The sequence below is a fragment of the Humitalea sp. 24SJ18S-53 genome, assembly GCF_050632385.1.
Taxonomy (GTDB): domain Bacteria; phylum Pseudomonadota; class Alphaproteobacteria; order Acetobacterales; family Acetobacteraceae; genus Humitalea.
The window spans coordinates 4,517,104-4,543,690 of sequence record NZ_CP192599.1 but is presented as its reverse complement, the minus strand read 5'-3'; the positions used below and the strand labels follow the sequence as shown (position 1 = coordinate 4,543,690).

The window sequence follows — 26,587 nt, the reverse complement described above, 5'->3', positions numbered from 1 at the left end:
GCCGGCAGTGTTCAGCCGCCTGTCGCTCCTCCCCCGCTACGCCGCCTCTGCCCTGCACAAGCTGGGGGCGCCCCGGCGTGCCGCGCGTTGGCAGGCCTGGAACACCAAGGTGTTCGGCACGGAACTGGCGCGGCAATACTACATCATGGGCCTTGCCGGCCCTAACGTGGCGCTGCCGACCGTGCCGGTGCTGCAGGGCCTTGGCGGCCAGATCTGCCGCCAGGCCGATATCGAAAGCGAATGGCTGCGGTTCTGGTGCGGCCAGTTGCACTGCATGCCGCTGTATCACCGCAAGCTCTGGGAAGACTGTTTTGCTGTCCAGGCGTTGTGGGAGGCGGAGATGCTGCAGCCGGGGCGGCGCGGCCTTGGCTTTGCCGTCGGTGTCGAACACCTGCCCGCCTACCTGGCCAGCCAGGGCGTGGAGGTGGTGGCGACCGACCTCGACATCGGCGATGTGCGGGCCGCGAAATGGGTCGATACCGACCAGCATGGCAATGCCCCGGACCGGCTGTTCCAGCCCGATCTCGTTGCCCGGGCCGATTTTGACCGCTTGGTGACCTTGCGCGCCGCCGACATGGTCAACATCCCGCCCGACCTGGCGCAGGGCGGTTTCGACTTCGTCTGGTCGGTCTGCGCGCTGGAACACCTGGGCACGATCGAGGCTGGGCTGCGCTTCATCGAAAAGGCGATGGACAGCCTGAAGCCGGGCGGTGTCGCGGTGCACACGACCGAATTCAACATCGACCCGGACGGGCCGACCATCTCACGCGGCACCACCGTGCTGTTCCAGCGCCGGCATATCGAGGAGTTGGGCCGCCGCCTGGCCGCCAAGGGCCATACGTTGCTGCCGGTCGATTTCGACCCCGGCCAGGGGGTGCTGGACGGCTTCATCGACCTGCCCCCCTATCCTTATGAGGGTGGACCGCTGCGCGTGCCGGACGCGCCGCACCTGAAGCTATCGGTGCTGGGCTATGCCGCGACCTCGATCGGGCTGATTGTGCGAAAGGCGGCGTAGCGGTGCTGTTTGCTGGCACGGCACCGACTGTTAGATTGTTTGCCACGATTCGCCGGCCGTCAGGCCGGCACACACATCTCCTGGGCCGTTGCCCGGGCCGCCGCGACCCATCGGGGGATAGCGCGGATCAGGGCATTTTGGGGGTAGGGCGATGAAGATCTCGGTGGACCGGACGGTGCTGCTGAAGGCGCTCGCCCACGTGCAGAGCGTGGTGGAGAAGCGCAACACCATCCCGATCCTGGCCAATGTCATGCTGTCGGCCAAGGACGGCGTGCTGACCTTGACCGCCACGGACATGGAAATCGCGGTAGTCGAGGCTGTGGCCGGCGTCGAGGTGACCCGCCCCGGGCGCACCACCGCCCCCGCCAGCACCCTGTATGAGATCGTCCGGAAACTGGCCGATGGCACCAAGGTCGAGTTGGACCACAAGGGTGGCGACGCCGCGCTGACGCTGCGCGCCGGCCGCGCCAACGCCAATCTGAACGTGCTGCCTGTGGAGGACTTTCCCTCCATGACCGAAGGCAAGCTGGCGCATAAATTCGCGCTGAAGGCTGGCACGCTGCGCGACCTGATCGACCGCACGCGCTTCGCCATCAGCACGGAGGAGACGCGCTACTACCTCAACGGCATCTACCTGCACGCCGCGGAATCCGACGGCACCAAGGTGCTGCGCGCTGTTGCCACGGACGGCCACCGCCTGGCCCGTGTCGAGGAGCCGCTGCCAGATGGCGCCGCCGGGATGCCGGGTGTCATCGTGCCCCGCAAGACGATCGCCGAAGTCCGCAAGCTGGCGGAAGAAACCCAGGACGAGATCACCGTCCATCTGTCCGACACCAAGATCCGCTTCGATGTCGGGACCGTCCAGCTCACCAGCAAGCTGATCGACGGGACCTTCCCGGAATACGAACGCGTCATCCCCAAGGGCAACGACAAGATTCTCCGTGTCGGCAAAAAGGCTTTTGCGGATGCCGTGGGTCGCGTCGCCTCGATCAGCACGGAAAAGTCGCGGCCTGTGAAGCTTTCGGTCAGCCGCGGCAACCTGATGCTGACGGCGAACAGCCCGGAACTGGGCCAGATGCAGGATGAGCTGGACGAGGCGCTGGTGTCCTATGACTCCGGTCCGTTGGAGATCGGCTTCCAGGCCAAGTACCTGACCGATATCACCGACCAGATCAGCGAACAGGTCGAATTCCATTTTGCCGACGGCGCCGCGCCGACCATCGTCAAGGATGCTGGCCGAGGCGATGCGCTGTATGTGCTCATGCCGATGCGGGTCTAGGCCGCATCGGGTGACGCCTTAGCCCGGCTGGTAGGCCAGGGCGGGGATTTGTGATGCCTGCCCTTCGACTGACCGCCCTGCGGCTGACCGCGTTCCGCTCATGGGCGGCGCTGGACGTGCCGCTGTTGGGGCAGATCGTCGTGATCGCCGGCCCCAACGGTGCCGGCAAGACCAATCTGCTTGAGGCGATCAGCCTGCTGACGCCAGGCCGCGGGTTGCGCGGCGCCAAGCCTGGCGACCCCGCCCGGCGCGACGCGCAAGGCCGCGCCCCGGCCTGGGGCGTCGTCGCATCGGTTCTGGGTCCGCGGGGCGCGGTCGAAATCGCCACCGGCACGACGCCCGAGGCCCCCGATCGCCGGGTGTTTCGCATCGACGGCACGCCCGTCCGCACCCAGGCCGAGGTTTCGGCCCATATCGCCGCCGTCTGGCTGACGCCGCAGATGGATGCGCTGTTCCAGGAAACCGCCAGCGGCCGCCGCGCCTTCCTCGACCGCCTGACCTGGGCGCTAGAACCGCATCACGCGCGCGAAATCGGCGCGCATGACAACGCCATGGCCCAGCGCAACCGCCTGCTGGCGGAAGGCCGGCGGGATGATCGTTGGCTGGCGGCGCTGGAGGATGCGATGGCCCGCCATGGGGTCGCCGCCACCGCATCCCGCCGCTCGCTGGTCGCCAGGCTGAACGCGTTGCTGCAGGCGGGCGTGCTGGGCGATTTTCCACGGGCACGGCTTGGGCTGTCCTGCCCCATCGCGGCGGCCCTGGACGAAGCCCCGGCGCTGGCCGTGGAGGACCGCCTGCGGGAGACCCTGGCGGCTGGCCGCACGGTCGATGCAGCCGCCGGTGGCGCCCGTGCCGGCGCCCACAAGGCCGATCTGACCTTGGCCCAGGCCGATACCGGCCTGCCGGCCGACCAGTGCAGCACGGGGGAACGCAAGGCGCTGCTGGTCGCGACCGTGGTCGGCCATGCCGGGCTGATCGCCGCCGCGCGCGGCTTCGCGCCCCTGCTGCTGCTGGATGAGGCGGCGGTGCATCTGGACGAACGCCGGCGGGAGGCATTGTTCGCGGCATTGTCGGCGCTGCCGGCGCAGGTTTTCCTGACCGGGACGGACCTCGATATTTTCGGCACGCTTGCGCCGCGGGCGCAGGGTTTCGTCGCAAGCCCCGGCGATCTGGCGCCCGCCCCGGGATTCGCCGTCGCCTGACCACCGTCGGCTGGCCTTTTCTGCTGATCCGCGCTAGAAGAAACGGTTGAAAATCCCCCGATGACATGCGGAGTTCCAAGCCTTCATGAGTGAGCCTCTGCGCGCCCCGGAGGAGGCTGGTTACCAGGCCTCCGACATTACGATTCTGCGGGGGCTGGACGCCGTGCGGAAGCGGCCGGGCATGTATATCGGTGACACCGATGACGGCTCCGGCCTGCATCACATGGCCTTCGAGATCATGGACAATGCCGTGGACGAGGCCCAGGCCGGCTTCGCCACGCGCGTTTCGCTGGTCCTGAACGGCGATGGCAGCGTTACGGTCACGGATGATGGCCGCGGCATCCCCGTCGACCTGCACCCGGAGGAAGGCGTCAGCGCCGCCGAGATCGTGCTGACGCGGCTGCATGCCGGCGGCAAGTTCAACCAGACCAACTACAAGGTCTCGGGCGGCCTGCATGGCGTGGGCGCCGCCGTGGTCAACGCTTTGTCCGACTGGATGGAAGTGAAGATCTGGCGCGACGGGCACGAGCATTTCATCCGCTTCGAAACCGGCGATGCCGTGGCGCCGCTGTCGATCACCGGCAAATCGGTGCATGTGCGCGGCACCGAGGTGACCTTCAAGCCAAGCCCCGCCACCTTCAGCAAGACCGAGTTCGACTACGCGATCCTGGAACGCCGCCTGCGCGAACTGGCCTTCCTGAACTCCGGCCTGCATGTGCAGTTGCGCGACGAACGCCATGCCGAGGTGAAGGAGACGCTGTTCCACTACGAAGGCGGGCTTGTCGCCTTCTGCGAATGGCTCGACCGCAGCAAGGAGCCGATCTTCAAGCCGCCGATTTCCTTCGCCGTGAACGACGAAAAATCCGGCATCCGCGTCGAACTGGCGATGTGGTGGAACACCAGCCCGCATGAATTGGCGCTGTGCTTCACCAACAACATCCCGCAGCGCGACGGCGGCACGCACCAGGCGGGTTTCCGCCAGGCGCTGACGCGCATCGTGATGAAGATCTCCGAGGACATGGCCAAGAAGGAGAAGGTCGAACTCTCCGGCGAGGACATGCGCGAAGGCCTGACCGCGGTTCTGTCGGTCAAAGTGCCCGATCCGAAATTCTCCAGCCAGACCAAGGACAAGCTGGTTTCGTCCGAAGTCCAGCCGGTCGTCCAGAAAGCCGTCGCCGACGCGCTGGAACATTGGTTCGAAACGCATCCGCGCGAAACCAAGATCGTCATCGACCAGGTCGTACTCGCCGCCGCCGCCCGCAAGGCGGCGCAGATGGCGCGCGAGAAAGTCAGCCGCAAGACCGCGCTGGATGTCGCAACCCTGCCGGGCAAGCTGGCCGATTGCCAGGAAAAGGACCCCGCGAAATGCGAGTTGTTCCTGGTCGAGGGCGATAGCGCCGGCGGGTCCGCCAAGCAGGGCCGTGACCGGCGTTTCCAGGCGATCCTGCCGCTGCGCGGCAAGATCCTGAACGTGGAACGCGCGCGTCTCGACAAGATGCTGGGCTCGGCGGAAATCGGCACGCTGATCACCGCGATGGGCACGGGCATCGGCACCGGCCCGACCGATCGCGGCGGCTTCGACCTGGGCAAGCTGCGCTATCATCGTATCATCATCATGACCGACGCCGACGTGGACGGCAGCCACATCCGCACCCTGCTGCTGACCTTCTTCTTCCGGCAGATGCCGTCGTTGATCGAACGCGGGCATCTGTATATCGCGCAGCCGCCGCTCTACCGTGCCAAGCGCGGGCAGGAGGAGCGTTACATCAAGGACGACCGGGGCCTCGAGGAATTCCAGCTTGAAAAGGCCCTGGCCAATGCGCGGCTGACCCTGGGCGACGGCACCGTGTTCCAGGGCGATGAGTTGCGCGAACGCACCGAAGCCCTGCGCCAGCAGGCCAGTCGCATCCGCCGCCTGGCCGCGCGCGTGCCGGTCGAGATCGTCGAACAGGCCGCCATCGCCGGTGCCCTGGATGTCCATCGCGACGGCATCGCCGCCCAGGCCCTGGCGCAGCGCCTGGACGCCCAGGCCCGGCCCGAGGAACGCGGCTGGAAGGTCACGCTGGACGAGGATGGGCTGGTCATGGCCCGCACCGTCCGCGGCGTCGGCGAACGTCACCACCTGGACCCGGCCGCCCTGCGCAGTGCGGAAGCCCGCTGGCTGGCCGAACGTGGCCAGGCCTTCGCCGCCGACTGGGCGGCGCCGGCCCGCATCGGCTTCGGCGCCGCGGAACCGCTGGTCGCCACCGGGCCGCTCGCCGCCCTCGACCGCATCCTGGGCGAGGGCCGGCGCGGTCTGACGATCCAGCGCTTCAAGGGCCTGGGCGAGATGAACCCGGACCAGCTTTGGCACACCACCCTCGACCCCGCGATCCGCAGCCTGCTGCGGGTGCGGGTGGAGGATATCGAGGATGCCGAACAGGTCTTCAGCACCCTGATGGGCGATGTGGTGGAACCGCGGCGCGAGTTCATCGTGGGGAATGCGCTGAAAGTGGCGAACCTGGACGTGTAGGCGAACCATCCGAGTGCCGGCGGCGCCGGCGCTCGGACGTCAGATGGGCCGCGGACTGGTGCGCACGTCGCGAGGATTCAGCCGAACCATCGCGTAGTTCAACACGCCCGCAAACGTCACCCAGGCCAGATAGGGGGCGAGCATCCAGGCGGCACCCGCGTGATGGGCCGAAAACGCGACGATCGTCGCGGCGATGGACATCCACAGCAGCACTAGTTCGAACAGGGCGATGTCCATCCGCCGCAGACCGAAGAAGATTCCTGACCAGCCGGCATTCAGCGCGAACTGCACGCCATAGAGGACGAAGGCCGGCGCGGCCGCGGCGAAGCCGACCTTACGCCAGACCAGCCAGCCGGAGATCGCGATCAGGATATAGAGAAGGCTCCAGGCCGGCGCGAACAACCAGTTGGGTGGACACCATTCGGGTTTGCGTAGGGCTTCATACCACGGGCCCGGCCGGAACACCGCGCCCGAACTGGCCACGATGAAGGCCGTGGCGAAGAAGCCAAGCAGGGCAAGGATGTCCATTGTGTTCTCTGCCACCCGTGCGACCGGTCGCTACCTCATGGTGCCCGCTGTGTCTGAAGGTAGGCAAGCAGATCATTCACCTGCGTCGGATTGCGCAATCCGACGAATGACATGATGCCGCGCGGCACGACCGCCTTCGGATCGGTGACGTAGGGCCGAATATTCTCGATCGTCCATACGTGGCCGGCCTCGCCGAGTTCGCGCATGTTGGCCGAGTAGCGGAAGGATTCGATCGAGGCTGCCCGCCTGCCGATGATGCCGTAAAGGTTTGGACCGACGCCGTTGCGACCGCCCTGTTCGATGGTGTGGCAGGCGCGGCATTGGTTGAAGATCCGCCGGCCAGCCTCCACATCGCCGGCCTCCTGTGCATGGGCCGTGGCGAACAGACTGGGGGCGATGCCGATTACGGCAGCCAAGATGACATTTCGCATGAGATGCGGTCTCCGCTTGGGTATGGAGGAAAGCTGGGCAAGGAGGTGATCGCCATGGCGGATTTCATTCAGTCCGGAAGGGTCGCCGATCTGGTGATCCTGTGCCTGGTGGTCGAAGCGGTCTTGCTTGGTGGGTATCGGCGGCGCACGGGGCGCGGGCTCCCCGCGATGGCGATCGCCATGCTGATACTGCCCGGTATGATGCTGGCACTGGCTTTGCGCGCCGCGCTGACCGGCGCGTCGTGGCTCTGGGTCGCGCTCGCGCTCGGCGCTGCGTTGCTGGCTCATATCGCGGACCTCCATTGGCGCATCCGCAGCAGTCATCGTGCTAACGTGCGTGCCTCCCTCGACGCTTAGGAGTCTTGGCACCATTCCTCGAATGTCAACTAACACATTCGCAAAGTGTCATATCAAATTGACATTCGGTGCTGTTTGCGGCTCGATGTGGGCGGAAGGGACATGCCCCGGACGCAGGGTGCCGCCGGGGTGCACGCCAGGAGGACGGCCGGTATGAGCAAAAGCGGCTATTGCACCGCCTATGAATCCCTCAAGGCCGCGCTGGATGAGGCGACGACCGCACGACAGGCCGAAGCGCTCGACCGGGCGCATGCCGAACTCGACGCCTTCGTTGCAACGATCGCCACCGATGAGCGCAAGCTGAGGTCCATCGGCGCGGAAAGTCCGCGCTGTGCTGCGGAGATACGCGCCCATGCCAACGCGATCGGGCTTCCGCGACATGTGCTCGACCCGGTTCACGACGCCAGCTTCACGCGCCTGTGGCTGGCAAGCCTGCCCGACAACCAGATCGCTATGCTCCGTCGGGTGCTGGCCGATGAAGTGCAGCGCCGCGACGTTTCCGGACCTGCCAGTTTTGCCAATGGCCGATCCTTCGCCTTGTCGCTGTAGTGTTCACTTGACATGACGAATGCTGACGCGGCGCTGAGCCGTCAGCCGAAGATATCGGCCGGCGCGTCGCGTCGCAGGCTGTCGCCGAGCGCATAGCCCAGCGCCGACGCGTCGACCTGGTCGCCTTCGATATCACGACGCAGCAGGAAGCTGCCATCCGCGCGCGCCACCAGCCCCACCAGCGCGAGCCGCCCGCCTGGCAGCGCCTGTGCGCGACCGCCGATCGGCGTGCGGCAGGAACCGTCCAGCGCCGCAAGCAGCGCGCGCTCCGCCTGCGACACCGCTCGCGCCTCTGGGTCCTCGATGGCGGCGAGCAATTCGCGCAGCGCCAGGTCATCCTCGCGCACGGTGACGCCGACGATGCCCTGGCAGGCGGCAGGCAACATCGCCTGCTCGTCCAGCACGATATCCGCTTCCTGCGCCAGGCCGAGGCGCTTCAACCCGGCAAACGCGAGCAAGGTCGCCGCGGCGCCGCCATCATGGATCTTCGCTAGCCGCGTCTGCACGTTGCCCCGCATCAGCGTCATCCGCAGATCGGGTCGAGCATGTAGAAGCTGCGACTGTCGCCGCACCGATGATGTTGCGACGCTTGATCCATAGGGCAGGCATGCGAAGGGATGCGCCGGATCGCACGGCGTCTCGATCCCGGGGCCAAGGATTAGGGCATCGCGCGGATCTTCCCGCTTCAGCGTGCAGGCCAGCGCGATGCCGGAGGGCAGGTCGGTCTCTAGATCCTTCAGGGAATGCACGGCGAAGTCGATCCGGCGATCGAGCAGGGCTTCGTGAATCTCCTTGGCGAAAAGCCCCTTGCCGCCGATCTCCGCCAGCGGCCGGTCCTGGATGCGGTCGCCGGAGGTCAGGATGGTGTGTTCCACAAAGGCCCTGGCATCGCGCAGCACGGGGCAGAAACGCGTGATCATGCCGAGAAAGTCGCGCGTCTGCCAAAGCGCGAGCGGCGAGCCGCGCGTGCCGATACGCAGCGGCAGGTTTGGGTGGTGGGGGCGGACCATGGCGCCACCGATCGGGGCGCGCAGCGGCCGCGCGGGTGCTGCCAGGCCGTGCTGCATTCCGGCAGGAAAGGCGATCATCCGGTTTCTCCCGCATGCATGGTTGCGCTGCCTCAGGCCCGAGCGAGACCGACGAGATGCGCGAGGTCTTTGAAGAAGATGCGCAGATGCGCGAGCGGATCGCGCCGCTCGAGTTCCTTGTTCATGTAGGACTGCCAGGTGAGGCGCTGGACATCCGCGTCCTGGCAGATCGACACGAAGCGTTCCCGCCGGCGATCCGAAGCGTACCAGACATATTGCATAATCCCGAGAATCCAGAACACGCGCCCATGCAACCGCATGAAGCGGCTGCGCGCCGTCCGCAGCAGCCGCGCATCGCCGGTCCGGCAGAAGGCGTCGGCAGCCTCGGCCACCAGCCGGCCGCAGAGCATGGCGTAGTAGATGCCCTCGCCCGAGGCCGGGGCGACGACGCCCGCGGCATCGCCGGCCAGGATGACGTCGCGCCCATTGTCCCAACGGCGCAGTGGCTTGAGCGGAATGGGCGCACCTTCGCGACGGAGTGTTTCCATCTGGTCGAGGCCGGTCGCGTGGCGCAGGACGGCAACGGAGCCGCGCAGCGAGAAGCCCTTTCGCGCGCTGCCGGTACCGACGCTGACCGTATCGCCATGGGGAAAGATCCAGGCGTAGAAATCGGGGGAAAGCCGACCCTGGTAATAGACATCGCATCGCTGGCCGTCGTAGCGCGGTGCCTCGCCCTGCGGGGCGCGCAGGATTTCGTGATAGGCGAAGACGCAGCGCACGCGCTCGGCGCCCTTCACCTCCTGGCGGCCCACGGCGCTGCGGGCACCATCCGCGCCGATCACGCAGCGGGCGCGGACGTGCACAGGTGGTGCGTCATCCGGCGCGCCCTTCGGCCGATAGGCGACGGTGGCCGTTCCATCGGTGTCGCGCAGGATGCCCTCAAAGCTACCCGTGCGCCGCGCCGCGCCATGCGACTCCGCGCGTGTGCGCAGCCATTCATCGAAGACGTCGCGATCCACCATGCCGACGAAGCCACCCTCGTCGATCGGCATGTCCACCGCGCGGGCGGATGGCGCGACCATGCGGGCCGAGGTGATGCGCGCGACAATAAGCTCGGCGGGGATACCGAAATCACGGACTAGCCGTGGCGGGATGGCGCCGCCGCAAGGCTTGATGCGCCCTGCCTTGTCGAGCAGCAACACGGAGCGCCCCTGGCGCGCCAGGTCGTCGGCGGCGGTGGCGCCGGCAGGGCCGCCACCGACCACCACCACGTCGAAGGACTCGATGGAACGGTTCATGCCGTGTCCCCTCATCCACCGTGGGTCGCGGGTGCGACGGCGCGCAGGCGATCCATCCCATCATCGCCAACCAAGCCGATGCGCTGCGCCATGACGCCGGCGGCGAGGAAAAGCACGGCATCGACCACGAACACGGTCGCGTAGCCGCCCAGCGTGCCGCCCGCGACCAGCCTGCCGACATCGAGCAGGATGGTCCCTGCCAAGCCGCCGAGCCCGAAGGCCACGGCCTGGGCGGCCCCGAACATTCCCATACGGACGCCGTCACGCCCGGCATTGCCGCGCGCGGCAAGCTGCATCATCGCGGAAATGGCCGCCGCCGCGAAGATCCCGTTCGCCAGGCCGAGCGCCGCATAAAGCGGCGGCAGCAGCACAACCGTCGCGACCATGCCCACAATACCGAGCAGCAGGAGCACTCCCGCTGCCGCGACGCAGCCCAGTTGGATCCAGAGCCGCAGCGCCGAAAGGCGCCCCTGCGTGAGACGTCCGATCACGGCGAAGAGCACCATGCCCACCAGCACGCCGCCATGCTGGATGGAAGCGAGTTGCGTGGTCTGCCCCAGCGTCATGCCGAAGACGCTGCCAGCGAAGGGTTCAAGCACCAGGTCCTGCGCGCTGTAGGCCAGCATTGCGACAAAGACGAAGAGGGTGAAGTGGCGCGCTTCCGGCTCCGTCCAGACCTGGGCGACGGCATCGCGAAAGGCGCGGTCCTGCTGCTGCCGGGGCGCAATCGCTGAAAGCGCGCGTCCCTCCAGCCTGAAGACGGCGATCAGCGTCAGGGCAAAGGCCAGCGCCGCGACGCAGGCCGTCACCGCCAGAAGGCGACCCGGCGAGTAGGGGTCGAGTACGCGACCCGAGATCGCAGTCGTCAGCACGAAGCCCGCGATCATCATGATCCAGACGATGGAAGCCGCGGCCGCCTTTCGCGCCGGGACGACTCGCGCCGCAAGCAGTACCAGCAGTGCCGTGCCCGACGCGCTGACACCCGCGCCCACCAGCAGAAAGGCCGGGATCCCAAGCGCCAGCGCCGGAACCAGCGGCCCATCCATCATGCCGGTGGCGATGGCGGCAAGAATGGCGCCAAGGCACAGCGTGGCCATGCCACCGACGATCCAGGGCGTACGCCGACCACAGACGTCGGACCCATGCCCCATCCGCGGACGCAGCATCTGCATCGCGTAGTACAGCCCCACGAGAAGCCCCGAGAGCGTCGCCGGCAGCGCGAATTCCACCACCATCAGCCGGTTCAGCACGCTGGTCGTCAGCACCACCACTGCGCCGAGCGCGGTCTGCACCAGCCCAAGCCTGACGATGCTGAACCAACCGAATTCCGCGCCCTGCATCATGGCAGGCCCCGCAGCGCGGCCGCGCTGACCATCATGCCCAGCACATAAAGGCTGACACCGGTGCCATTGTACCAAGGTGCCAGCCCACGCGGGTCGCCCAGCAGCCGCCGCATGCATACCAACTGCACCAGCAGCGACACCCCGATGACCATGCCGTGCCATGGCGCATCCCAGACGAGCAGCAGTACCGCCACGCCCATCTGCGGCAGCGCCATCACGACGCAGGCCAGCAGCGCGGCGCGGTCCGCACCCAGGCGAACGGGCAGGGACAAGATGCCGAAACGGCGGTCGCCCTCGATCGACTTGAAGTCGTTCAGCGTCATGATGCCATGCGCGCCGACCCCATAGAGCAGGGCGACCAGCGCCAGCCGGGCATCCGGTGCGCCGCCAGACAGCACAGCCGCAGCCGTGATCCAGGGCAGGGTTTCATAGGACAGGGCGCAGGCCGCATTCCCGGTCCAGCCATCGCGCTTCAACCGCAGCGGCGGCGCGCTATAGGCCCAGGCCAGGGCGACGCCCAGCAGCGTCCCGGCAAAGCCCCAAGGACCAAGCAGCCATCCGCCGCCGATCGACAGCGCGGTCCAGCCGATCGCGACCCACAGGCCCGCGCGTCCAGGCAGCCGGCCCGAGGGGATCGGGCGCTGCGGCTCGTTCACGGCATCGACATGACGGTCGAACCAGTCATTCACCGCCTGGCTCATGCCGCAGACCACGGGGCCCGCCAGCACGATGCCCAAAAGCGCCGTCGGCCAAGCCTGTGTCAGCGAGGCACCCGAGGCGACGACGCCGCAGGCGAAAGCCCACATCGGCGGGAACCAGGTGATCGGCTTCAGAAGCTCCAGCACCGCCATGGCCATCGGCCAGGACGAGGGGGCGGAGGCAGGCGCGGCCGGAGAGGGTGTCGGGCGCGCCATGCGGTTGCTACCTCGGGGCCTTCGGGTCGGCGTCGAGATCGCCGAGGCCGAAACGATGCAGCTTCACGTACAGGCTCTGGCGGCTGAGGCCGAGCATCTCGGCGGCCGAGGCGCGATTGTCGCCGGTGATCTCGAGTGCCGCCTCGATGCACAGTCGCTCGATGGCGTCCGCGGCCTCGCGCACCAGGTCCTTGAGGGGGACGCGGCCGACCAGCTCGGTCAGTTCCTGCACTGACCGGCCGTGCACGGCGGCGCCGTTCGGCGGACGCTTTAGCCGCGCGCTGACATCACGGATGGCAAATCCGTAGCGCCGATTGCTGCCTTCCATGACCGAGACGGCGGAGATCTCGACATCCAGCGTTGTGCCGAGCCGGCCGCGCAGCGTCGTCGCATAGAGCCTGACCGCGCCGCGATTGCGAAGGTTGCTCAGCAGCACATCCGCCTCAAGCCCCTGCCGGCCGAGCCAGCGATCCAGCGACTCGCCGCGGAGCTGCTCCTCCGACGTTAGCTGCGCCATGTCGAGGAAGGCAGCGTTTGCCGTCAGAATCGCGCCGTCGGAATCGGTGACGACCAGGGCGTCGGGCGCATTCTCGGCCAGGCGCAGCAGGTTGCGATGTCCTTCCGGTATGCCGGCCGGTTGGCGCTGCGCCGATACCGGTGATAGGCGCACGAGGAACACGAGGCCATTGTCGTGGCGCAGCGTCGTACCGGTGACGCGGAACGGCGCGTCGCCATCGGCCAGCCGGACCTCGACCTCCCCGGCCCGTCCTACGCCGCGGAGCGAGGCCAGCATGGCCAGCACGCCCTCTCGACTGTCAATGGCGAAGGATTCGGCAACAGGCCGGCCCACCAGGCGGCGAGCGGCGGTGCCGAACAGGCGCTGCGCTGCCGGGTTGGCTTCCAACACCTTGCCGTTGTCGCCCTCGACGATCAGCACCGCATCCTCGGACGTCTGGAACAGCAGGCGGTAGCGAGTTTCCGCCTGGCGTAGCTGGGAATAGCCACGTTCAACGGACTGCTGCACCTCGACCAGGCGCTGCTGGAGCTGCGAGATGGACCGCAGGTTCCGCCCGAACACAACGAGACCGCCGGATTTGTCCAGCGCAGAGCAGGTACAGAGGATCGGGACGGAGGCGCCGCCGGCACCAAGCTGGTTGACGTGCCGCCAACGCGGCCGGGACGGATCCTGCGGCGCACGCAGCATGTCCTGCACCTTCGGCCGGCTATCCCGCGCGACCGTGTCGATCCAGGGGCGGCCGATCCAACTCTCGCTCTGGCCGAATTCGGCCAGCAGGTCATCGCTGCTGAAGGCGACATCCCGGATGATGCCGGCAGCGTCAAGCACGAGCGAAATATCCGCGGCGGCAGCGACGAGCGTCGCGACCGCCTCCGCGTCGAGTTGTCCGAGAGCGATCTTCGGAGCCTGGAACGACTTCACGCTGCGACCCGTCCTTCATGCCTGAGGATGCCATAGACAAGCCGACCCTCCCCAAGGTCAATTCTGCACGCGCGACGGGATCGCGGCAGGTCGATTCACGCCCGCAAGTCACTGATGGCTATCAGCGTTTCGGCCTGCAACGTTGCTTCATCACCATCCGCCGCCGTCGCATCCGCACCGATATCCGAGACGAGGCGGGGGCGCTCGGCGAAGATGGCCCCCCCCACGAGAATGCCGATTCGCCGGTTGACCGACGCGCGCCGGACCCGTTGGATCAGGTCGGCCAGGGCCGCGGTGTGATCCTCGCGGGCCATGCTGAAGGCCGCGATCGCGAAGTGTTCACCACGAACCTTGGCGACGATCTCGGGCTGGGACGCGCCGGTCCCGCTCCAGACTTCCCAGCCCGCACGGCGGAAGAACTCGGCGACGATCACAAGGCCGAAGGTGTGCGTTTCCCCGGGAGTGGGGGCGAGCAAGGCGCGCCGGCCCACGCGCGGCCGCTGCGGGGCTTGCGTGAAGCGTCGCCCGCTGTTCAGCACGACCTGTTGCAGGGCAGCCAGGCCCATGGTCACCGTCGCGAAGTCACATTCGTCGGCTTCCCACATCTCACCCAACCGGCGCGCCACTGGCGCCAGTAGGTCGAGATAGACGCGGTCGAGCGGAATTCCGGCGGCCTGGACGCCATCGACGAAGGCTTCGACATCCTTCAGGTCGGCGCGGATCGCGAGCGCGGTCAGCGTCGCCACATCCTGCGGCGTCGGCGTGAGGCCCGGTGGCCGATCGACATAGGCGGCCCGCGTGGTCCGATGCGCGAGGACCAGGCGCGGGATGACGTCACGCTCGATCGTCCGGGCAAGCAGAAGGAGGCGGCGTGCGGATGAGGTGTCGGCGCGGCAATCGCCGTCCGCTCCGTCGGCTTCCGATGTACGGAAAGACCGGGTGCGCATTTCGGATGGCCAACAGGCGCCCTGCTCGGGCGTTCCATCCGGCTGAACCATGGACTGCGAAGCGGACATCGCTTTGTCGACCATCCCAATCTCCCGCGGCGAACTTTCAAACCGACAAGCGGTAAGTGTCAAGCATTTCGGACGTCCATATTGCTTGACACTCAATCCGGCGCCGCTCTAGCGTTCTGCAACGAGCTTCGCCTGGGGAGGACATTATGGGTGGAAATGGAAGCCGAAGGCTCCTGGATCATCGCTTCCCCCTGTCAACAGCTCGTTTGGGCGGCTGTTCGTTCTGTTGATGCAAGCGGACCGCGTTTGACGGAGCGTTGTCAAGACATGCTTACAACCCGGCTCCTGGATCCCCTCATCAACGCGCTGGATTGCAGCCCCTGGGGCAGTGCAACCGGCCGAGTTACTGCCCGACGTAGTGCATGGCGCGTGGCACCGTGCCCGCTCTACACGCCAGAACAACGGTTGCGCCGCGACCAATCGCCATGGACACGCGTGCAGGGTGTCCTCGCCATCGCGCAGTTCGTGGTCTTCCTCGCGAGTCTTGCCCTGGTACTGCGCTTCCTCGCCACCGGCGAAGGTTTTGCCGTGGCAACGGCGTCGGTCTGCATCAAGACGCTGGTGCTCTACGCGATCATGGTGACCGGGGCGATCTGGGAGAAGGAGGTCTTTGGGCGCTACCTTTTTGCCCATGCCTTCTTCTGGGAGGATGTGTTCAGCCTTCTCGTTATCGCGCTGCACACCGGCTATGTTGTCGCCGTGCTGGTGGGCTTCGGCGATGCGCGGACGCAGATGCTGCTCGCGCTCGCTGCCTATGTCGCCTACGTCATCAACGCGGCGCAGTTCCTGCTGAAGCTGCGCGCCGCGCGGCGCGCTGAACCGCGCCAGTTTGCACCCGGCGGGCTGACGTCATGACCCTCGTCGCCGCATCGCCCGCGACTGACAAAGCCGCGGGTTGCGGCGAACCAGCAATCCTGCGGGAGCGCGGCCAGCGCGAAGTGTTCTGCGGCCTGACCGGAATCATCTGGCTGCATCGCAAGATCCAGGACGCCTTTTTCCTCGTGGTCGGCAGCCGCACCTGTGCGCATCTGCTGCAATCCGCCGCTGGCGTGATGATCTTCGCCGAGCCGCGCTTCGCCACGGCGATCATCGAGGAACGCGACCTCGCCGGCCTTGGCGATGCCAATGAAGGGTTGGAAGGGATCGTCGACTCGTTGCTCGCGCGGCGGCCGGACATCAAGCTGCTGTTCCTGGTGGGGTCATGCCCGTCTGAGGTCATTAAGCTCGACCTCGGCCAAGCCGCACGACGCCTGTCGCGTCGCTTCCTGCCGGAAGTGCGTGTGCTGCACTATTCGGGCAGCGGGATCGAGACGACCTTCACCCAGGGCGAGGATGCCTGTCTCGCGGCGCTGGTGCCGGAGATGCCGGCGGCGCCCGACGCGGCTCGCTCGCTTCTCGTCGTGGGCGCATTGGCCGAGGTGGTCGAGGACCAGTTCCGGCGCATCTTCGCGAGCATGGGCGTCGGCCCGGTCCATTTCCTGCCGCCGCGCCGCGCCGCCGATCTTCCGGCGGTCGGTGCCGGCACGCGATACATCTTGGGCCAGCCTTTCATTGCCGAAACGGCCCGCGCGCTGAACGACAGAGGCGCGCATCGCATCGCGGCGCCGTTTCCGCTTGGCGCCGAGGGTACCACACGCTGGCTTCGTGCGGTGGCCGAAGCATGGGGCGTCACTCCCCGCGCGTTCCATGAGGCTACCGCCTTCGGTGAGCAGCGCGCCCGGCGCGCCGTGTCTCACCGGCGCGAGCGGTTGTCGGGCCTAAGGGTCGGCTTCCTCCCCGACTCGCAGCTTGAGATACCGCTCGCGCGCTTTCTTTCGCGTGAACTCGGCATGCTGCTGGTCGAGATCGGCACACCCTATCTGCATCGCGAGCACATGGCGCCGGAGTTGGCGCTGCTGCCGCCCGGCGTACTGATCAGCGAAGGGCAGGATGTCGACAGGCAACTCGACCGCTTCCGTGCGGCACGGCCGGACCTGACCGTGTGCGGTCTTGGCCTCGCCAATCCGCTGGAGGCTGAGGGGCTGGCGACCAAATGGTCGATCGAACTCGTCTTCTCGCCCATTCAGGGATACGAGCAGGCGGGCGATCTCGCCGAACTCTTCGTTCGCCCGCTCGCGCGTCGCGCGCGGCTTGAGGTGTAGCGCCATGCAGCTCGCGGTCTGGACCTATGAGGGGCCGCCGCATGTGGGGGCGATGCGCGTCGCCACTGCGATGGAAGGGCTGCACTACGTCCTGCATGCGCCGCAAGGCGATACCTATGCCGATCTGCTCTTCACCATGATCGAGCGGCGAGCCAAGCGGCCGCCTATCACCTACACCACCTTCCAGGCCCGCGACCTGGGCGGTGACACGGCAGAGCTGTTGAAGGCTGCTGTGCGCGAGGCCTTCGAGCGCTTCCGCCCGCAGGCGATGCTGGTCGGCGCATCCTGCACCGCCGAACTGATCCAGGACGATCCCGGCGGGCTCGCACGCACGCTCGGCCTACCGGTGCCGGTGGTGCCGATCGACCTTCCTTCCTACCAGCGCAAGGAGAACTGGGGCGCGGCGGAGACGCTGTATCGCCTGGTGCGCGCCTTCGCCACCACGCCTCGCAAGGCGGCAGAGCGCCCGCGCTGCAACATCCTCGGCCCAACCGCGCTCGGCTTCCGCCATCGTGATGACCTGGTCGAGATCCGCGCCCTGCTGGAGCGGATCGGCGTCGTGGTGCATGTCGTTGCCCCGCTCGGCGCCACGCCGGCCGATCTGGCGCGGCTTGGTGAAGCCGACTTCAATGTCGTGCTTTATCCCGAGATCGCCGACCAGGCGGCCGCGTGGCTGGAACGCAGTTTCGGTCAGCCGCGCACCAGGGTCGTGCCGATCGGCGTCGGTGCCACGCAGGACTTCATCGCCGAGGTCGGCGCCCTGGCCGGCATCGACACGACGGCGATCTTGGCGGAGGAGACGTCGCGCCTGCCCTGGTATTCGCGCTCGGTGGATTCGAACTACCTGACCGGTAAGCGCGTTTTCATCTTCGGTGACGCGACGCATGCCATCGCCGCGGCGCGGGTCGCGGCACGGGAACTGGCCTTCGAGGTGGTGGGCCTTGGCACCTACAGTCGCGAACAGGCGCGCGAGGTGCGCGAGGCGGCGCGCGGCTACGGGCTGGAAGCTCTGGTTAGCGACGACTACCTCGCGGTCGAAGCCGCGATCGCCGCCGCGCAGCCGGAACTGGTTCTGGGCACGCAGATGGAGCGGCATATCGCCAAGAAGCTCGGCATTCCCTGCGCGGTGATCTCCGCACCGGTGCATGTGCAGGATTTCCCGGCGCGCCATTCGCCGCAGATGGGCTTCGAGGGTGCGAATGTTCTGTTCGACACTTGGGTGCACCCGCTGATGATGGGGCTCGAGGAACATCTACTACATATGTTCCGCGACGATTTCGAGTTCCACGACGATGCCGGCGCGTCGCATCTCGGTGCTGCAGCCGCCGTTGTGGCGAAGGTCGAACAGCTTGGCTGGGCACCCGATGCCGAAAAGGAACTGCGCAAAATCCCGTTCTTCGTGCGCGGCAAGGCTCGCCGCAACACGGAGAGTTTCGCGGCCGAAGCCGGCCTGACCACCATCACCGTCGAGACCCTGTACGATGCCAAAGCGCATTTCTCTCGCTGAGCGCCCGCCCTTGCGCATCGTGCTGGTGACGATGGACAGCCACCTCGCCGGTGTCGTTCAGGATGCCGAGTCCATGCTGCAGGCCGAGACGCCCGGCGCCGTGCTGACCATGCACGCCGCCGACCGCTGGGCCACGGATGCGGATGCGCTGGCGGATTGCTGTGCCGACATCGCCCGTGCCGACATCGTCGTCGCGACGATGCTGTTCCTGGACGACCACATCCGCGCGGTGCTGCCGGCGTTGACTGCGCGCCGCGAGCGGTGCGACGCCATGTTGTGCTGCCTGTCGGCCGGAGAGGTGGTGCGCCTCACCAGGCTCGGGCGTTTCGACATGTCGGCCGAGGCGCGCGGCATCGCGGGGTTGCTCAAGCGGTTACGTGGCAAGCCCAAGCCCGGCGCGCATGCCTCCGGCCGCGACCAGATGCGGATGCTGCGAGAGATCCCGCGCCTGCTGCGCTTCATCCCCGGCACGGCACAGGATGTGCGCGCCTATTTCCTGGCGCTGCAATACTGGCTGGCAGGCACCGGCGCGAACATCGCCAATCTGATGCGCATGCTGGTGAACCGCTATGCGACCGGTCCGCGCGCGGCGTTGGCCGGGCGGCTGAAGGTGGCGCCGCCGGTGGAATATCCGGATGTCGGCCTGTACCACCCGGGCTTGCCGGGCCGCATCGCCGAGCGCGTGGAACAACTGCCGCGGGGCGGCGGCGCCGGAACGGTCGGAGTGCTGGTGATGCGCTCCTATGTGTTGGCGGAGAACTCGGCGCATTACGACGGCGTGGTCGCGGCGTTGGAGGCCAAGGGTCTGCGCGTGCTGCCGGCTTTTGCCAGCGGGCTGGATTCGCGCCCGGCCATCGAGCGCTTCTTCCTGCGTGGGGAGGTACCCTGTGTTGATGCGGTCGTGTCGCTGACCGGCTTCTCGCTCGTAGGCGGGCCTGCCTACAATGATTCCCGCGCGGCCGAGGAACTGCTGGCGCGGCTGGATGTGCCCTATCTCGCAGCCCATGCGTTGGAATTCCAGACACTGCGCCAGTGGGAGGCCGACACACGCGGCCTGACTCCGGTCGAGGCCACCATGATGGTCGCGATCCCGGAACTGGATGGTGCAATCTCGCCCATCACCTTCGGCGGGCGCGGCGGTGAGACGGGCAAGACGAGCCACATGGTCGTGCATCCCGAACGCGCGGAACGGCTGGCGTCGCGCGTCGCACGGATGGTCGCGCTGCGGCGCGTCGCGCGGCGCGAGCGGCGCGTCGGCATCGTGCTTTTCAACTTCCCTCCCAACGCCGGGGCGACCGGCACGGCCGCCTATCTCTCGGTCTTCGAATCGCTCTTCCGCACGCTGCAGGGCATGGCCGCTGCCGGGTATGGGGTCACGGTGCCGGAGACGGTCGATGCGCTGCGCGAGGCGGTGCTGCAAGGCAATGCCGCACGCTACGGCACGCCGGCCAATGTCGCTGCGCGGATCGGTGCCGATGACCATGTCCGGCGCGAACCGCATCTTGGCGAGATCGAACGCCAATGGGGACCAGCACCCGGCCGCCACAACAGCGATGGCAGCGGCATCCTGGTGCTGGGTGCCACCTTCGGGAATGTCGTCGTGGGCATCCAGCCATCCTTTGGTTGGGAGGGAGACCCCATGCGCCTGCTGTTCGAGCACGGCTTCGCCCCGACGCATGCCTTCTCCGCCTTCTATCGCTGGCTGCGCGAGGATTTCGGTACCCACGCGCTGCTGCATTTCGGCACCCATGGCGCCCTGGAGTTCATGCCGGGCAAGCAGTCCGGGCTGTCGGGGGATTGCTGGCCGGATCGGTTGATCGGGGATGTGCCGAATTTCTACCTCTATGCTTCGAACAACCCGTCGGAAGGCACACTCGCCAAGCGGCGCGCCGGTGCCACGCTGATCAGCTACCTGACACCACCGGTCACGCAGGCGGGGCTGTATCGTGGTCTTCTCGAACTCAAGGCGTCGCGCGACCGATGGCGGGCGCTGGAGCCCGGCACCGATCCGATGGCGCGCGTAGCACTGTCGGGATTGATCCAGGCGCAGGCGACGGCGGTTGATCTCGCCACCGACGAGCCGCCCTGGGGCGATGGGGCGGAGGTGGAGATCGAGAAGCTCGGCGCCGCGCTGCTGGAACTTGAGTACGCACTGATCCCGCACGGGCTGCATGTCGTGGGCGAAGTACCCGACGCGGCGCAGCGTGCCGAGATGCTCGATGCCGCCGGCATCAACGATCCGGCGCGGCGACGTGAGATCGATCTGCTGCTGGGCGTGGATCACGAGATCCCGGCACTGATCCATGCGTTGGACGGTGGCTACATCCGTCCCGCACCAGGTGGCGACCTGCTGCGCTCGATGGACGTCCTTCCGACCGGTCGCAACCTGCATGGCTTCGATCCCTTCCGCATTCCATCGACCTTTGCGGTGCAGGATGGGGCGCGCCAGGCCGAACGCCTGCTGACGAGGCACATGGCCGATAGCGGCGCCCTGCCAGAGACGGTTGCCGTTGTCCTGTGGGGCACCGACAACATGAAGACCGAGGGCGGCCCGATCGCTCAGGCGCTGTGGCTGATGGGCGCGGAGCCGCGGCATGACAGCTATGGTCGGTTGGCGGGGGCGATACTGGTGCCTCTGGCGACGCTGGGCAGACCGCGCGTCGATGTCATGGTGACGCTGTCGGGCATCTTCCGCGACCTGCTGCCGCTGCAGACCAGGCTTCTGGCGGAAGCCGCCTTCCTCGCCGCTTCGGCCGAGGAGCCGATCGCACAGAACTTCATCCGCAAGCATGCGCTTGCCTTTCAGGCCGCGCATGGCGGCTCGCTGGAGGATGCCAGCCTGCGCGTCTTCGGCAATGCCGAGGGCGCCTATGGCTCCAACGTCAACATGATTCTTGAGAACGGCGCCTGGACCGATGAGGCCGAACTCGGCGATGCCTGGCGCCGCCGTAAGGGCTTCGCCTATGGGCTTTCGGGCCGGCCGGCGCGGCATGACCCGGTGCTGACGCATATGCTCGGCACGGTGGATGCGACCTATCAGAACCTCGATTCCGTCGAACTGGGGATCACCACGGTCGACCACTACTTTGACACGCTCGGCGGCATCAGCCGGGCGGTCAGTTCGGTGCGCGGTCGGGCCGCCAGCACTTACGTCGGCGACCAGACGCGCGGCGAGGGAAAGATACGCACCATCTCCGAACAGGTGGCGCTCGAGACCCGCACGCGCGCGCTCAATCCCAAATGGTTCGAGGCGCTGCTCGTCCATGGCCATGAAGGCGTGCGCTGCATCGAGGCGCAGGTGACCAATACGATGGGCTGGTCGGCGACGACCGGCGCCGTCGCCCCTTGGGTCTATCAGCACCTGGCGCAGACCTACATGCTCGACGAGACGATGCGACGGCGTCTGGCGGGGCTGAATCCGACGGCCTCCGCGCGCATCGCAAACCGGCTGATCGAGGCGCATGAGCGCCGCTACTGGCAGCCGAACCCGAGCATGATGGCGGCACTGCGCAACGCCTGTGACGAAATCGAAGACCGACTTGAAGGTATTGCCGAAGGAGTCGCCACATGACTGTCGTGATGCGGCCCCGACCGGGCATGACCGAAGGCGACGGCGAAGGCAGCCTGCAAGTGCATCTCGACCCCGCGTCACGCATCGATACCGCGCGTGTCTTCGCCGTCTATGGCAAGGGTGGGATCGGCAAGAGTACCACCTCCTCCAACCTGTCCGTCGCCTTCAGCCGTATCGGCAAGCGCGTGCTGCAGATCGGTTGCGATCCCAAGCATGATTCTACCTTCACGCTCACGAAGCGCCTGGCCCCCACGGTGATCGACGCGCTGGAGGCGGTGGACTTCCACTCGGATGAACTGCGGCGCGAGGATTTCGTCTTCGAAGGCTATGGCGGTGTGCTCTGCGTCGAGGCCGGCGGCCCGCCCGCGGGCACCGGATGCGGCGGCTACGTGGTCGGCCAGACGGTCAAGCTGCTGAAAGAGCATCACCTGCTCGACGAGACCGATATCGTCATCTTCGATGTGCTCGGCGACGTGGTCTGTGGCGGCTTCGCCTCGCCCCTGCTGCATGCCGACCGCGGGCTGATCGTGGCGGCGAATGACTTCGACTCGATCTTCGCGATGAATCGCATCGTCGCGGCGATCAAGACGAAGGAGAAGAACTACCCCGTGCGACTTGGCGGCGTGATCGTCAATCGTAGCGCCGGTACCGACCAGATCGATCGTTTCAACCGGGCGACCGGCATGAAGACCCTGGCGCATTTCCCCGATCTCGACGCCATCCGCCGTTCGCGGTTGAAGAAATCAACGCTGTTCGAGATGGAGGAATCGCCGGAAGTCCTCATGGCGCAACAGGAGTACCTCCGCCTGGCGACCTCTCTCTGGGAAGGGACTGACGCGCTGGAGGCGGCGCCGCTGAAGGATCGCGAGATCTTCGACCTGCTGGGGTTCGACTAATGACCTCCGCCAGCTACAGGGCCCGCCGTGGCGAGCTTGAAACCTATTTCGACCGCACGGCCGCCGAGGCGTGGAAACGCCTGACCTCCGACGCGCCGGTCAGCGGTATCCGCGCGACGGTGCGGGCGGGCCGCGACGACATGCGCAAGACACTACTGTCCTGGCTGCCGGATGACATGCATGGGATGCGGCTGCTCGATGCCGGTTGCGGCACCGGCGCGCTGGCGATTGAGGCCGCACGGCGCGGTGCCTCCGTCACGGCGGTCGATATCTGTCCCACGCTGATCGGCCTGGCGCGCGAACGCGCGGAGAGCCGGCAGGGCGCGGGCGAGATCCGTTTCTCCGTCGGCGACATGCTGGATCCCACGCTTGGTCGCTTCGATCATGTTGTGGCGATGGATAGCCTGATCCACTACTGCGCGACGGATATGGTGACGGCCGTGGAGCAACTCGCGGCGCGTTCGCGGGGCGCCGTGCTGTTTACCTTCGCGCCGCGCACGGCGCTGCTGGCGGTGATGCATGCGGCCGGCCGGTTCTTCCCACGCGGCGACCGCGCGCCGACGATTGAGCCAGTCAGCAATGACCGGCTCTCCGCGATGTTGACCGCTGGTGGGCGCATACTGCTCGGCCGCGGGCGGCGGGTCGCGCGGGGTTTCTACGTCTCCCAGGCGATGGAGGTGCTGCCGACATGACGCGTGGCAACGCCATCTTCGCGCAGGCCTGGACGCGGCTCGGCCCGCGCTTCCTACCCTTTGCCGATGCGGCGACGCCGGAGCTGCCGGTCGGGCGCTTGCTGCGGCTGTCGCTGTTCCAGGTCTCGGTGGGCCTGGCGGCCGCCCTGTTGATCGGTACGCTGAACCGGGTGCTGATCGTGGAACTTGGTGTCTCGGCCGGGCTTGTGGCGGTGATGGTCTCGCTGCCGCTGCTCTTCGCGCCATTCCGCGCCTTGATCGGCTTCCGATCGGACATGCATCGTTCCGTGCTGGGCTGGCGGCGGGTGCCCTATATCTGGTTCGGTTCGCTGATGCAGTTTGGCGGCCTGGCGATCATGCCCTTCGCGCTGATCCTGCTGTCGGGCGACAGCAACGGGCCGGTATGGGCCGCGCATGTGGCGGCGGCGCTGGCCTTCCTGCTGGTCGGCGCGGGAATGCACATGGTGCAGACGGTTGGCCTCGCGCTGGCGGCGGACCTGGCGCCGACGCGCAGCTTGCCGCGGGTCGTCGCCCTGCTGTCGGTGATGCTGTTGCTCGGCATGCTGATCGCCGGCCTCGTCTTCGGCGCGCTGCTCGTGAACTTCAGCCAGCTCCGTCTGATCCAGGTCATCCAGGGCGCGGCTGTTGCGACCATGCTGCTGAACATCATCGCCTTGTGGAAGCAGGAGGCACGTGACCCGTCACGCACGCGTGGCCAAGGCGATGGACCGGGCTTCCTTGAAAGCTGGCGGGCGCTGCGCGGCACCGGGCCCTGGGGTCGCCGCCTTGTGGCGGTGGCGCTCGGCACGGCGGGATTCTCGATGCAAGACGTGCTGCTCGAACCCTATGGTGGGCAGGTGCTCGGCCTTGGCGTTGCGGCGACGACGACGCTGACGGCGCTGTTTGCCCTGGGGGGCATCATCGGCTTCGTTGGTGGCGCGCGCTTGATCGGGCGAGACGTCGATGCCTATCGCGTCGCCGGCACCGGTGCGTTGATCGGCGCCTTGGCTTTCGCGCTGGTGATCTTTGCGGCGCCGATGGAAAGCGCCAGCACCTTCGGCTTTGGCACGCTGGCGATCGGCCTCGGCGCTGGCTGCTTTGCCCATGCGACCTTGACCGCCTTCATGACGGCCGCACCGCAGGGGCAGATCGGACTCGCGCTCGGCGCCTGGGGTGCTGCACAGGCAACGGCCGCTGGCGTCGCCATCGCCATGGGCGGGCTGCTGCGCGATGGCATCGCCGCGCTGGCTGGTGCCGAAGGAATGGGTGCGGCGCTCATCACGCCGGCCACCGCCTACTGCACGGTCTATCTGATCGAGATCGTGTTGCTTTTCGCCACCCTGGTCGCGCTTGGACCTCTCGTGCAGTGGGCACAAGAGGATCAGGCGGGGCTTCCGTCGCGGTTCGGCATTGCCGGATCGCATACCGCACCGTGACATAGCGGAGCACGCCATGCGCAACGTCGTCGGCTCAATCGACCTGGCCCTGATCGCACTCTATGCGTTCTGGATCTTCTTCGCCGGGCTGATCTTCTACCTGCGTCGGGAGGATAAGCGGGAGGGCTACCCGCTGGTCTCCGATCGTGGGTCCCGCGTCACGGTCCAGGGCTTTCCGGCCATGCCGTCGCCCAAGACCTTCCACCTCGCGGACGGCAGCACCGTTCAGGTGCCGCGGCGTGAGGAGGAAGCGCCCATCGCAGCCCGGCCAGCGGCGCGGTTTCCCGGTGCACCGCTGCAGCCGACTGGTGATCCGATGCAGGATGGAGTGGGGCCGGCGGCCTATGCGATGCGGCACGACGTGCCGGACATGATGTTCGATGCGCCCGTTCCGAAGATCGTGCCCCTGCGCACAGCACCCGAGTATTCGATCGAGCCGGAGGATCCCGACCCGCGCGGCATGCCGGTCTATGGCTTCGACCGCAACGTCGGCGGCAAAGTCGTGGATGGCTGGATCGACCGGTCGGACATGGCCCTGCGCTACCTGGAGGTCGAGGTCATGGCCGCCGAGGGCGCGCGCCGTGTGCTGGTGCCAATGCCGCTGGTGCGGATCGATCATCGCCGCCGCCGCGTGAACCTTGCCTCGGTGACCGCAGCGCAGCTCGTGGCCGCCCCCGCCACGCGCGAACCCATGCAGATCACCCTGCGGGAGGAGGATCGGATCTCAGCCTACTTCGCCTCGGGCCACCTTTATGCGACGCCCGGTCGACTGGGGCCCGTGCTGTGAGGGAACACGATTCCGAGCCGGTCCTCGGCCTGCCCGAACGCTTGCCCGAAGGCGAGACGATCCTTTGGCAGGGCGCGCCAAGCTGGCGGCCCTTCGCGCTGCGCGCCTTCCATCTGCGGGGCCTGGCGGCTTACTTCGCCCTGCTGGCCCTGTGGTATGTTACCGATGGCTGGCGCGCCAATCCGCAGGACGCGCTGCTCGGCGGGCTGCGCCTGGTCGCGCTCGGCGCGGTGCCGATCGTGCTGCTGCTTGGCCTAGGCAAGTTGGCGGCGCGCACGACGCTCTACACGATCACGGGGCGACGCATCGTGATGCGTGTCGGCGTGGCTCTGCCGATGACGGTGAACATCCCCTTCGCTGCGATCCGTAGCGCGGATTTGCGCCAGAACCGGGATGGCACGGGCGATATCATGCTTCGCCTGATGAGCGGACATCGTGCGTCCTACTTCGCATTGTGGCCGCATCTGCGAATGCTGCGCGTGTCGAACCCCGAACCGGTGTTGCGGGCGCTGCCCCATACGGAGGTGGCGGCACGCGCCCTCGCGCAGGCGCTTGCGGCCTCGGCCGCCATGCCGGTGCGTGCGCTGCACGGCGCGCAGACCGATGAGGACCACGCGACACGCCCGGAAGCGGCTGCGGCGGCCTGA

Annotated in this window: 23 protein-coding genes; 15 read left to right on the top strand and 8 right to left on the bottom strand. The window is 67.3% G+C overall.

Going from position 1 to position 26,587, the window contains the following annotated elements:
* The first annotated feature begins 7 nt into the window (after positions 1-7).
* The 4 genes from ACQW02_RS21810 to gyrB all read left to right on the top strand — a co-directional run bounded on the left by ACQW02_RS21810 (position 8) and on the right by gyrB (position 6,008).
* Positions 8-1,015 (top strand): SAM-dependent methyltransferase, encoded by a 1,008-nt coding sequence (locus tag ACQW02_RS21810; protein ID WP_431282012.1) that lies wholly within the window; start codon positions 8-10, stop codon positions 1,013-1,015.
* Between the two features lie 151 nt (positions 1,016-1,166).
* Positions 1,167-2,294, top strand: coding sequence for a DNA polymerase III subunit beta (gene dnaN, locus ACQW02_RS21805; protein ID WP_431282011.1), 1,128 nt, complete (start codon positions 1,167-1,169; stop codon positions 2,292-2,294).
* Between the two features lie 53 nt (positions 2,295-2,347).
* Positions 2,348-3,496, top strand: coding sequence for a DNA replication/repair protein RecF (gene recF / locus ACQW02_RS21800; protein WP_431282010.1), 1,149 nt, complete (start codon positions 2,348-2,350; stop codon positions 3,494-3,496).
* An 85-nt stretch (positions 3,497-3,581) separates the two neighbouring features.
* Positions 3,582-6,008 carry a DNA topoisomerase (ATP-hydrolyzing) subunit B gene (gene gyrB, locus ACQW02_RS21795; RefSeq protein ID WP_431282009.1) on the top strand — a complete coding sequence of 809 codons (2,427 nt, stop codon included), beginning with the start codon at positions 3,582-3,584 and terminating at the stop codon, positions 6,006-6,008.
* A gap of 39 nt (positions 6,009-6,047) precedes the next feature.
* Here the strand turns inward: gyrB and ACQW02_RS21790 are convergent, their stop codons facing one another.
* Both ACQW02_RS21790 and ACQW02_RS21785 read right to left on the bottom strand, forming a co-directional pair.
* Positions 6,048-6,536 carry a TspO/MBR family protein gene (locus ACQW02_RS21790; protein WP_431282008.1) on the bottom strand — a complete coding sequence of 163 codons (489 nt, stop codon included), beginning with the start codon at positions 6,534-6,536 and terminating at the stop codon, positions 6,048-6,050.
* Positions 6,537-6,571: 35 nt separating this feature from the next.
* Positions 6,572-6,967, bottom strand: coding sequence for a c-type cytochrome (locus tag ACQW02_RS21785; protein WP_431282007.1), 396 nt, complete (start codon positions 6,965-6,967; stop codon positions 6,572-6,574).
* A gap of 54 nt (positions 6,968-7,021) precedes the next feature.
* Between ACQW02_RS21785 and ACQW02_RS21780 the strand changes: the two genes are divergently transcribed.
* Together ACQW02_RS21780 and ACQW02_RS21775 are read left to right on the top strand one after the other, a co-directional pair.
* Positions 7,022-7,324 carry a hypothetical protein gene (locus tag ACQW02_RS21780; protein WP_431282006.1) on the top strand — a complete coding sequence of 101 codons (303 nt, stop codon included), beginning with the start codon at positions 7,022-7,024 and terminating at the stop codon, positions 7,322-7,324.
* A 153-nt stretch (positions 7,325-7,477) separates the two neighbouring features.
* Positions 7,478-7,873: a hypothetical protein gene (locus tag ACQW02_RS21775; protein ID WP_431282005.1), complete on the top strand. Its 396-nt coding sequence runs from the start codon at positions 7,478-7,480 to the stop codon at positions 7,871-7,873.
* Positions 7,874-7,914: 41 nt separating this feature from the next.
* On the opposite strand, the gene hemC is transcribed toward ACQW02_RS21775, so the two are convergent.
* From hemC to ACQW02_RS21745, 6 genes are all read right to left on the bottom strand, one after another.
* Positions 7,915-8,961 carry a hydroxymethylbilane synthase gene (gene hemC / locus ACQW02_RS21770; RefSeq protein WP_431282004.1) on the bottom strand — a complete coding sequence of 349 codons (1,047 nt, stop codon included), beginning with the start codon at positions 8,959-8,961 and terminating at the stop codon, positions 7,915-7,917.
* A 32-nt stretch (positions 8,962-8,993) separates the two neighbouring features.
* Positions 8,994-10,199, bottom strand: a complete 1,206-nt coding sequence (locus ACQW02_RS21765) for a geranylgeranyl diphosphate reductase (protein ID WP_431282003.1) — start codon at positions 10,197-10,199, stop codon at positions 8,994-8,996.
* 11 nt (positions 10,200-10,210) lie between these two features.
* Positions 10,211-11,542, bottom strand: coding sequence for a BCD family MFS transporter (locus tag ACQW02_RS21760; protein ID WP_431282002.1), 1,332 nt, complete (start codon positions 11,540-11,542; stop codon positions 10,211-10,213).
* Complete coding sequence (gene chlG / locus ACQW02_RS21755) at positions 11,539-12,456, bottom strand: chlorophyll synthase ChlG (RefSeq protein ID WP_431282001.1); 918 nt, start codon at positions 12,454-12,456, stop codon at positions 11,539-11,541. Before chlG ends, ACQW02_RS21760 begins: the two co-directional genes overlap by 4 nt.
* A gap of 7 nt (positions 12,457-12,463) precedes the next feature.
* On the bottom strand, positions 12,464-13,894 hold the full coding sequence (gene ppsR, locus ACQW02_RS21750; protein ID WP_431282000.1) for a transcriptional regulator PpsR: 1,431 nt from the start codon (positions 13,892-13,894) through the stop codon (positions 12,464-12,466).
* Between the two features lie 95 nt (positions 13,895-13,989).
* Positions 13,990-14,925: a cobalamin B12-binding domain-containing protein gene (locus tag ACQW02_RS21745; RefSeq protein WP_431281999.1), complete on the bottom strand. Its 936-nt coding sequence runs from the start codon at positions 14,923-14,925 to the stop codon at positions 13,990-13,992.
* A 420-nt stretch (positions 14,926-15,345) separates the two neighbouring features.
* On the opposite strand from ACQW02_RS21745, the gene bchF reads away from it, so the two are divergent.
* From bchF to puhB, 9 genes are read left to right on the top strand one after another with little or no spacing between them, the layout of a single operon-like run.
* Positions 15,346-15,765, top strand: a complete 420-nt coding sequence (gene bchF, locus ACQW02_RS21740) for a 2-vinyl bacteriochlorophyllide hydratase (protein ID WP_431281998.1) — start codon at positions 15,346-15,348, stop codon at positions 15,763-15,765.
* On the top strand, positions 15,762-17,051 hold the full coding sequence (locus ACQW02_RS21735; protein ID WP_431281997.1) for a ferredoxin:protochlorophyllide reductase (ATP-dependent) subunit N: 1,290 nt from the start codon (positions 15,762-15,764) through the stop codon (positions 17,049-17,051). The genes bchF and ACQW02_RS21735 overlap by 4 nt, the downstream gene beginning before the upstream one ends.
* A gap of 52 nt (positions 17,052-17,103) precedes the next feature.
* Entirely contained in the window at positions 17,104-18,558 is a 1,455-nt protein-coding gene (gene bchB, locus ACQW02_RS21730; RefSeq protein WP_431285954.1) for a ferredoxin:protochlorophyllide reductase (ATP-dependent) subunit B, read from the top strand.
* A complete protein-coding gene (locus ACQW02_RS21725; protein WP_431281996.1) occupies positions 18,533-22,129 on the top strand; it encodes a magnesium chelatase subunit H in 3,597 nt (1,198 codons plus the stop codon). Before bchB ends, ACQW02_RS21725 begins: the two co-directional genes overlap by 26 nt.
* Positions 22,126-23,025: a ferredoxin:protochlorophyllide reductase (ATP-dependent) iron-sulfur ATP-binding protein gene (bchL, locus tag ACQW02_RS21720; protein WP_431281995.1), complete on the top strand. Its 900-nt coding sequence runs from the start codon at positions 22,126-22,128 to the stop codon at positions 23,023-23,025. Before ACQW02_RS21725 ends, bchL begins: the two co-directional genes overlap by 4 nt.
* Positions 23,025-23,717 (top strand): magnesium protoporphyrin IX methyltransferase, encoded by a 693-nt coding sequence (gene bchM / locus ACQW02_RS21715; protein WP_431281994.1) that lies wholly within the window; start codon positions 23,025-23,027, stop codon positions 23,715-23,717. Before bchL ends, bchM begins: the two co-directional genes overlap by 1 nt.
* The gene (locus ACQW02_RS21710) at positions 23,714-25,153 is read left to right on the top strand and encodes an MFS transporter (RefSeq protein WP_431281993.1); all 1,440 of its coding nucleotides are present in this window, start codon (positions 23,714-23,716) and stop codon (positions 25,151-25,153) included. The genes bchM and ACQW02_RS21710 overlap by 4 nt, the downstream gene beginning before the upstream one ends.
* 16 nt (positions 25,154-25,169) lie before the next feature.
* On the top strand, positions 25,170-25,940 hold the full coding sequence (puhA, locus tag ACQW02_RS21705) for a photosynthetic reaction center subunit H (RefSeq protein WP_431281992.1): 771 nt from the start codon (positions 25,170-25,172) through the stop codon (positions 25,938-25,940).
* Positions 25,937-26,587, top strand: coding sequence for a photosynthetic complex putative assembly protein PuhB (gene puhB / locus ACQW02_RS21700; protein ID WP_431281991.1), 651 nt, complete (start codon positions 25,937-25,939; stop codon positions 26,585-26,587). The genes puhA and puhB overlap by 4 nt, the downstream gene beginning before the upstream one ends.